Source organism: Bacillus sp. JJ864, assembly GCF_036963045.1.
Lineage (GTDB): Bacteria > Bacillota > Bacilli > Bacillales > Bacillaceae_G > Bacillus_A > Bacillus_A pseudomycoides_C.
The window spans coordinates 3,897-12,504 of record NZ_JBALLY010000117.1 but is presented as its reverse complement, the minus strand read 5'-3'; the positions used below and the strand labels follow the sequence as shown (position 1 = coordinate 12,504).

General features: G+C 35.3%; 8 protein-coding genes. 6 read left to right on the top strand and 2 right to left on the bottom strand.

What is annotated here, in order from left to right; genetic code table 11:
• The first annotated feature begins 63 nt into the window (after positions 1-63).
• Complete coding sequence (locus V7024_RS17580) at positions 64-1,047, top strand: S66 family peptidase (protein ID WP_335522244.1); 984 nt, start codon at positions 64-66, stop codon at positions 1,045-1,047.
• Between the two features lie 320 nt (positions 1,048-1,367).
• Here the strand turns inward: V7024_RS17580 and V7024_RS17575 are convergent, their stop codons facing one another.
• Both V7024_RS17575 and V7024_RS17570 read right to left on the bottom strand, forming a co-directional pair.
• A complete protein-coding gene (locus V7024_RS17575) occupies positions 1,368-1,631 on the bottom strand; it encodes a ribosomal protein L7/L12 (RefSeq protein WP_335522242.1) in 264 nt (87 codons plus the stop codon).
• A 2-nt stretch (positions 1,632-1,633) separates the two neighbouring features.
• Positions 1,634-2,146: a GrpB family protein gene (locus V7024_RS17570; protein WP_335522240.1), complete on the bottom strand. Its 513-nt coding sequence runs from the start codon at positions 2,144-2,146 to the stop codon at positions 1,634-1,636.
• A gap of 180 nt (positions 2,147-2,326) precedes the next feature.
• On the opposite strand from V7024_RS17570, the gene V7024_RS17565 reads away from it, so the two are divergent.
• From V7024_RS17565 to V7024_RS17545, 5 genes are all read left to right on the top strand, one after another.
• Positions 2,327-2,728 carry a YxeA family protein gene (locus V7024_RS17565; protein ID WP_335522238.1) on the top strand — a complete coding sequence of 134 codons (402 nt, stop codon included), beginning with the start codon at positions 2,327-2,329 and terminating at the stop codon, positions 2,726-2,728.
• 282 nt (positions 2,729-3,010) lie between these two features.
• Positions 3,011-4,357 carry a 2-hydroxycarboxylate transporter family protein gene (locus V7024_RS17560; RefSeq protein ID WP_335522236.1) on the top strand — a complete coding sequence of 449 codons (1,347 nt, stop codon included), beginning with the start codon at positions 3,011-3,013 and terminating at the stop codon, positions 4,355-4,357.
• Between the two features lie 68 nt (positions 4,358-4,425).
• A complete protein-coding gene (locus tag V7024_RS17555) occupies positions 4,426-5,637 on the top strand; it encodes an NAD(P)-dependent malic enzyme (RefSeq protein ID WP_335522234.1) in 1,212 nt (403 codons plus the stop codon).
• 511 nt (positions 5,638-6,148) lie between these two features.
• Entirely contained in the window at positions 6,149-7,759 is a 1,611-nt protein-coding gene (locus V7024_RS17550; protein ID WP_335522232.1) for a sensor histidine kinase, read from the top strand.
• A complete protein-coding gene (locus V7024_RS17545) occupies positions 7,752-8,459 on the top strand; it encodes a response regulator (RefSeq protein ID WP_335522229.1) in 708 nt (235 codons plus the stop codon). Before V7024_RS17550 ends, V7024_RS17545 begins: the two co-directional genes overlap by 8 nt.
• Positions 8,460-8,608: the final 149 nt, after the last annotated feature.

Sequence of the window (8,608 nt, the reverse complement as noted above, 5' to 3'; positions counted from 1 at the left end):
GTATATAGGAAGTTAGGTTATAGTAAAGAAATATCATATATGTTTATATAGGAGTGAAAAGAAGTGTTTCAGTTAAACAAAGGAGATAAAATAGGAGTTTTTTCACCATCATTGCCAGGTACATATACATCACCTACTAGATTCGAGCGTTCGAAAGAATTTATGGAAAGTAAAGGATTTATTATCGTTGAAGGAAGTCTTACTGGAAAGTGTGATGGTTATCGATCTGGGAGTATAAAAGATCGTGCTCAAGAGTTGAACGAATTCATTCGGAATCGAGAAATTAAGTGTATGATGTCGTCTGTTGGTGGAAGCAATTCGAATTCGTTACTTCCTTATTTAGACTACGCCGAAATAAAAAAACATCCGAAAATTTTCGTTGGGTATTCTGATGTCACTGCCATTTTATTAGGTATTTATGCGAAAACGGGTGTGACAACATTTTATGGTCCGTCTCTCATTTCATCATTAGGAGAATTGCCTCCATATGTAAATGATACATTTTCATCATTTGAAGACGTGTTAATAAAAAATGCAGCACTTCCATATGAATATCCTGTATATTCTGCTTGGACAGATGAGCAATTAAATTGGCAGACACAAAATCGTCCGAAAGCAAGTTATCCGAATGAATGGGTTTGCGTCAAAGAAGGTATAGCAACTGGTCGGTTAATTGCGGGAAATTTAATGACAATGTTAAGTATATGGGGGAGTCCTTATATGCCTGTTATTCAAAAAGGAGATATTTTAATGATTGAAGACTGTAAAAAAACAGCAGCGATCGTTGAAAAACATTTTAGCTTCTTAAAAATAAATGGTGTATTTGAAAAGGTTGGCGGCATCATCTTAGGAAAGCATGAACAATTTGACGATCAAGGAACAGGGGTAACACCATATGATATTTTGCTCGAAGTAATTGGAGACGCCGATATTCCAATCTTAGCCGATTTTGATTGCTGTCATACACATCCAATTGTCACAATGCCTATTGGCGGAACCGTGGAATTAAATGCAACGCAGAAGATGGTTCGGATTTTGGAGTTTTGATTAAATAAGGAGCTTGCAATGATAGTAGAAAATTTATATAAATCCATTTTGACTTTTCGACATATAGATTGCTGCTATGCAGAAAAAAAGATTCTACACTCGCTTTCTCTCTTTGTTTGAACTTTGCATGTGGCAGAAAAAGGTCCTGACCGCTTCTATGCATGGCCAGACGCTCTCGCCCACCTAAAAAGAAAAGGGTTTTTAGGTCGGTTTTTAATTTGGATTTATATAGGCAAGCTTTTATATCATATAACGCACTGAAATTATGACTCAACTTACTAAAAGTACAAAAAGCTAGCATTTTGCTAGCTTTTAAAATGTTATAAAGAATCAACATAATTTTTAGCCTCAAGTAATGACAATCCTAAAACCTCTCGTGCCTTTTTGATTGCTTTGATTTTATCTCCATCTTTAATTAGCAGGCGAAGTTCTTCGTTAATTTCATGCTCAGGGAGTTCCATGTGTTTAGCGATTCGATCTAATTTATCTTCTGTTCGTTTTAATCTTATATGAATATTGTTTAACTGACCGGAAATATAAAATATACCTAAAACGATTACTGATGTTAGAAGTAAATAATCCACATTTATCTCTCCTTTTTCGCTTTTTTGATAATATCTAGGATGAACGGTGCTTTCGCATTTGTGTATGCAACTCTATCAAAACGATGTTTATTCGCTAATTCCTTTTTTAACTGTTCATATTGTTGACGCACATTCGAGTGATTTCTTAGATAATCACGAAATAAAAGATTATGATTCCATTCTCCACTACCATATTGATAAATATGTAAATGATGCGTTCCTGCTCTCCATAATCCTTTTCGAAAGAATCTTCTATTTGGAAATCCCTCATGAAATACATGTTCATATCCAATTGTTTTCAATGGCTCAATGAACGCATCTATGTCGTTAAGATTACGAACGCCAACCATCATATCAAGGATCGGTTTTGCGCTTAATCCTTCAACGGATGTACTTCCGATGTGTTCAATGGCAATCGCGGCATCGCCTATAATATTCTTAATAATTTTTTGTTCTTCTGTAAATTGTAATGTCCAATTTGGTGTATATTCTTCAATAACAATTGGTTTTTCCATATGCCTCCTCACTTTCGTTTCCTTAATTTAACTTTATTTTAACAGAAAAATATGCGCGATGAGAAAAGGAAAACATTACAAAAATGTAATGTTGCTGTCACGTAAATCGATAACAAATCATATATAAAACTTTTATGATACAAACAGACATAGTAAATGGACAGAAGAGGTGTGATTCACTTGAAGAAACATGTAATAGGGATTACGTTATTTATGCTATTATTTTCCGTATCTTCAATGGTAGTGCTAGCTGCTGCTGAAAAAAATGATGCGATAGATATAAAAAAATGGATAGCAAAAGAATATTACGTTCAAATCACAGAGAATGGAAAAGAAGAGTCTGTGGAAGATAATGATGGAAAAAAACAGCCCGTGTACTGGTATACAATAAAAGCCTATAATAAAAAGGGAAATGAAGAAACGGTTAAATTTTTCGCAAAGAAAAACTTAAAATTAGGGGCATTTCTACGTGTGCATGTAAGTGGCGAATATCCTGACAAAACAAATGGAATTGAAAGGTATAAAGAAATAACGACTAAGGAAATACCTGTGAAAGCAAAAGAAAAGTTAGGTGTGAAATAAAGTGAAACTTCCATCAGTGGGGGGCTTCATCCCCCACTGATGGAAAGCCCGCCCAATCGGGCTTTTACGGGCAGTTATCCCCCACCTATCTTCTTAGCTTCTCTCTGAACCTTGAGGTGGGGGTCTTACTGCTCGTTAATGCGGGATAAATAAGCAACTTATGGGGAATATATCCATAAGTTGCTTATTTTAATTACAAAACCACTTACAAAAGTTACAAAATCTATTATTACTATTGAAAGCGTTTTAATATTGTAAATAACAACATAAGGGGGTGCCTCTATGGGAATTCAAAAGCAAGTGGAAACGATGCCATCTGCAGGTGAAGTAGAAACAAAGCAGGACACATTTATTTCGAAAATTATGAATATTAAAATTGGTGTTATACCTTTACCTTTATATCTTGTACTAGCAGCAGTTATTTACGGAGCATCTGTATATAATAAGTTGCCAGCGGATATGATTGGCGGATTTGCAGTTATTATGATTATGGGTATTTTCTTAGGCGATATCGGAATGAGAATTCCAATTTTAAAGAACATTGGTGGACCAGCAATTCTTTCATTATTTATTCCGTCATTACTTGTGTTCTTTAACTGGATTAACCCAGCATCAATGAATGCTGTGAATATGTTAATGAAAAAATCGAACTTTTTATATCTATACATTTCTTGTTTAGTAGTTGGAAGTGTTTTAGGAATGAACCGCAAAGTGTTAGTACAAGGGTTTATTCGTATGTTTATTCCGTTAGTTGTAGGAACACTTGCTTCTATTGCAGTTGGATTATTAGTTGGATCATTATTTGGATTTGAAATGAAGCGTACATTCTTCTTTATCATCGTACCAATTGTGAGCGGTGGTATCGGAGAAGGGATTTTACCACTTTCTTTAGCTTACAGTGAGATTTTACATCAATCATCAGCAACATTTGTATCTCAGCTTATTCCAGCAGCGGTTATCGGAAATATGTTTGCGATTGTAGGCGCTGGATACATGAAGCGATTAGGTGAGAAAAAACCAGAACTTAGCGGTAATGGTGTATTAGTAAAAACAGGTAATCAAGATGACTTATTAAAAGAACAAAATACAGAAAAACCAATTGACTTCTCATTAATGGGAGCAGGTTTATTAATCGCATGTACGTTCTTTATTTTCGGTGGATTAGCTTCTAAATTTATCGGTATTCCAGGGGCAATTATTATGATCTTCTCAGCAGCACTTGTGAAGTACTTTAAATTAATGCCAGCAAAAATGGAGCAAGGTGCATATCACTTATACAAATTTATTTCGACAAGCTTAACGTGGCCATTAATGGTTGGTTTAGGAATACTGTACATTCCGTTAAAAGATGTAGCAGCTGTTCTTTCAGTTGGATATGTTGCGGTGTGTGCATCAGTGGTAATTACAATGATCGCGTCTGGTTTCCTTATTGGAAAAGTCATGAAAATGTTCCCGGTTGAATCTGCGATTGTAACAGGATGTCATAGCGGATTAGGCGGAACGGGAGACGTTGCAATTTTGTCAGCTTCAAACCGTATGGAATTAATGCCGTTTGCACAAATTTCAACGCGTTTAGGCGGAGCAGCAATGGTTGTAACAGCATCAATTTTATTAAAAATGTTTTCGTAATGTAACATCAAACAAGCTAGCTATGTAAAGACGTAGCTAGCTTGTAAAATTAGGAGGAGATTATTTTTATGTTAGAGAGTCAAATTAAAGAACGTTCATTATTACTTCATAAAGAATTAGTAGGGAAAATTGAAATTACAAGTAAAGTAGAAGTGAATTCAGCTGATGATTTAAGTTTGACATATACACCGGGCGTAGCGGAATCTTGTAAGGCGATTGCTGCAGATGAAGAAACAGCTTATGACTATACAGCACGCGGTAATATGGTTGCCGTTGTCTCTGATGGAACAGCAGTACTTGGATTAGGGAATATTGGACCGAAAGCAGCTATGCCTGTTATGGAAGGAAAAAGTATTTTATTTAAAAAGTTTGCGAATGTCGATGCATTCCCGCTTTGTCTTGGAACGACTGATGTAGATGAAATCGTAACCATCGTTAAAAATTTAGAACCTACATTTGCAGGGATTAACTTAGAAGATATTGCAGCGCCGCGCTGTTTTGAAATTGAAAAGCGCTTAAAAGAAGAAACAAACATTCCAGTGTTCCATGATGATCAGCATGGAACAGCAATTGTTGTTTTAGCGGCAGTTCTTAACGCGTTAAAAGTAGTAGATAAAACAATGGATGAAGTGAAGATTGTCATTAATGGTGCTGGTTCTGCAGGGATTGCGATTGGTAAATTGTTATTAAAAGCAGGCGCACAGCATATGACATTAGTAAGTTTAGAAGGTATCGTGTGCGAGGAAGAGTCATGGATGAACCCTGCACAAATCGAGATTGCGAAAGTAACAAATCGCGAACATGTACGCGGAACATTAAAAGAAGCGATTCAAGGCGCAGACATTTTTATCGGTGTATCTGCCCCTAACGTATTAACAAAAGAACATGTAAAGACAATGAATGAAAATCCGATTGTATTTGCAATGGCGAATCCAGTACCGGAAATATTCCCAGAAGAGGCACTAGAGGGCGGAGCAGCTGTTGTTGGAACAGGACGTTCTGATTATCCAAACCAAGTGAACAATGTATTGGCATTCCCGGGTATATTCCGCGGTGCATTAGATGTGCGTGCGACAGATGTTACAGAGGAAATGAAATTAGCTGCAGCATATGGAATTGCGAACATCATTACAGATGAAGAACGTAATGCAAATTATGTGATTCCAAATCCACTTGATAAAAGAGTTGTGCCAAGTGTAGCAGCTGCAGTAGCAAAAGCAGCAATTGAATCAGGTGTAGCACAAATTAAAAAAGTGCCAAACTATTCAATTGAACAATAAAGTGAAACTTTGATGCAACAAATATATTGAACTTGGACATACTACGAATCTAAAAGATGTGGATTGTGTATGTCTAAGTTTGGTACGGTTATTTACTTTTGAAAATTCTCCCCATCTTTTAGAGGTGGGGAGAATTTTTGTATTTTCTCTAAATATCCATTTTAATTTTTCAATATAATAAATTGTTGCTATGCAGAAAACAACATGACCTGCACTCACTGGCTCCTTTTCTTTTAAACCTTGCATGTGGTAGAAAAAGGCCTTGAACGTTTCTATGCGAGGCCATACGCTCTCGTCCCCCTTAAAAAGAAAGGTTTTTTATGTTGTTTTTAACTTGTATAACAAACACCTCACTTTTAAATATTTCAGTAGTTCCTCTAGATTTTCTTTGTATCTCAATGAGTAAAATAGTATATATAATCTTACGTATGAAAAAAGTTGTTTTCATTGTCAAGAATCAGTAATATAGATTTCGCACGGAGTATAGAAAACACAGGGGGAAAAGAGAGGGATGGAGAAAAGAAAGAAGTTTTGGAGCCTACAGAAAACCATTGCATTGCTGGTATGTGCTGTAGTTGTATTTTCTTTACTTGTAACAGATATTTTAATTAGTCATCATGTCGAGCGTACGACAGAAGCAAGTCAAATAGAAAAAGCGAAAGCAGTTGCACGTATTACAGCGAATTCACCGTTCGTAATCGATGCTTTATTGGGAAGAAAAGATGAATCTGAAATTCAGCCAAATGTGAATCGGCTTTTAAAAAATACTGATGTTCAATTCATTGTCGTTATGGATATGAATGGGATACGAAAATCTCATCCGGATCCTAAGAAGATTGGTCAACATTTCGTTGGGGGCGATGAAGAAACGGCCTTGAAAGGAAACGAATATGTATCAACGGCAAAAGGGACATTAGGAAGGTCTATGCGAGTATTTGTACCCATTTTTTCTGAAACAAAAAAACAAATAGGGGTTGTGGCTGTCGGAATTTCCGCTGATAATGTAGAAGAGATGGTGGAACAGAGTAGATATATTATGTACATCGGTGTCAGCGTTGGGATTTTAGTAGGAGTTATTGGGGCTATTTTATTAGCTAGACATATTAAGAAAATTTTATTTGGCCTCGAACCTAATGAAATTTCCAAAATTTTAGAAGAACGCAATACGATGTTACAATCTGTTAAAGAAGGAATTGTCGCAATTGATAAGGATGCGAGGATTACTTTAATTAATAACGAAGCCAAGCGGTTAATTGAGAAAAGTGGTTTTAAAGAAGAATTTATTGGTGAAGACATTAAAAAGTACATGCCAAATTCAAGGATAAAAGAAGTATTACAAACGGGAGTAGCTCAGTTCGATGAGGAACATAGTATGCATGGGATTACAATTGTTTCAAATCGAGTTCCGTTATACGTAAAAGGAGAAATTGTTGGTGCGATTGCAACATTTCGTGATAAAACAGAAATAAGAAAATTAGCAGAGCAGTTAACCGGTATTCGACTATATGCAGAGGCTTTACGTGCACAATCTCATGAATTTATGAATAAGATGCATGTTGTATTAGGACTAACACATATGAAGAATTATGAACAATTAGAAACGTATGTTAGTAGCATGGTATCAGAACATCAATACGAAATTGGAGATGTGATGCGGAAGATAAAAAGTCCTGTGTTTGCCGGTTTTTTACTTGGGAAACTTAGCTATGCGAGAGAAAAAGGAATAGAATTAACGATCAGTGAAGATTCTTATTTACCACAGCCAGATGATGAGGGAATTATTCATGAACTCATTACAATTGTAGGGAATCTAATTGATAATGCTTTAGATACAGTAGCGAATTGCAAATATAAGCAGGTGAATGTTACAATTAAATATTATGATAAACTAATTGTAACGGTTACAGATACAGGAAAGGGAATTAAACAAGAAGAAATAGATAAATTATTTGTCAAAGGGTATTCTACAAAAGGGGAAAATCGGGGATATGGCTTATATCTTGTGAAGGAAAGTATAGAACGTATAAAAGGAAATATACATATTGATTCAGTATTAGGAGAGCAAACAATAATCACAATTGAAACACCATATAAAAGTAGGGAAGAGATGGAAGATGATTAAAGTTTTAATTGTAGAAGATGACCCAATGGTAGCAATGCTAAATAAGCATTATTTAGAACAAGTTGGCGGGTTTGAACTTGTTCATATAGCTAACTCTGTAGATGAAGCATTACAGGTACTAGAAGAAAATCATGTAGATTTTATATTGCTTGATATTTTTATGCCTGGTGATACTGGATTTGAATTGTTATTGGATATTCGCAATAAAGAAAGAGAAATTGATGTGATGATGATTTCAGCGGTTCATGACATGGTCAGTATTAAAAAAGCACTGCAGTATGGAGTTGTAGATTATTTAATTAAACCATTTACATTTGAACGTTTTAAGGAAGCCCTATCTGCTTATCGTGAAAAATTTAAATTTATGAAGGCGCAGCCTAATATTAATCAATCTGAACTAGATGAATTAATTTTACAAAAAGAAAAAAAAGAAGCTCCTGTAAGTAAAGTGCTTCCAAAAGGATTAACGAAACAAACATTGCAGTTAGTTTGGAAACAGATACAATCGCTTCATGGAAAAACATTTACAACAGAAGAAATGGCGCAATTAGTTGGAATTTCTAGGGTTTCCATTCGGAAGTATGTCATGTTTTTAATTGAAATTGGAGTTTTAGAAAATGAAATGGTGTATCAGCAAGTAGGAAGACCAGTAAGTAAACTGCGTTGTATTGATGAAAGTAAAATACAGTTGTACATATGAACTGTCCCAAAAGGTCGTTGCATAACGGCTTTTTTGGGACAGTTTTTTTGTTAAAATCATGAGCACTATTATAAATGCGTTTCACTTTATCCCGCATTAACGGGCAGTAATACTTCCACCTCAAAATTCTGCAAAAGCAAAGAAGTTAG

Bases quoted from the DNA above. Each gene is read 5' to 3' on its own strand.
- V7024_RS17555 (WP_335522234.1), top strand. From the start codon at position 4,426: ATGTTAGAGAGTCAAATTAAAGAACGTTCATTATTACTTCATAAAGAA.
- V7024_RS17560 (WP_335522236.1), top strand. From the start codon at position 3,011: ATGGGAATTCAAAAGCAAGTGGAAACGATGCCATCTGCAGGTGAAGTA.
- V7024_RS17550 (WP_335522232.1), top strand. From the start codon at position 6,149: ATGGAGAAAAGAAAGAAGTTTTGGAGCCTACAGAAAACCATTGCATTG.
- V7024_RS17570 (WP_335522240.1), bottom strand. From the start codon at position 2,146: ATGGAAAAACCAATTGTTATTGAAGAATATACACCAAATTGGACATTA.
- V7024_RS17545 (WP_335522229.1), top strand. From the start codon at position 7,752: ATGATTAAAGTTTTAATTGTAGAAGATGACCCAATGGTAGCAATGCTA.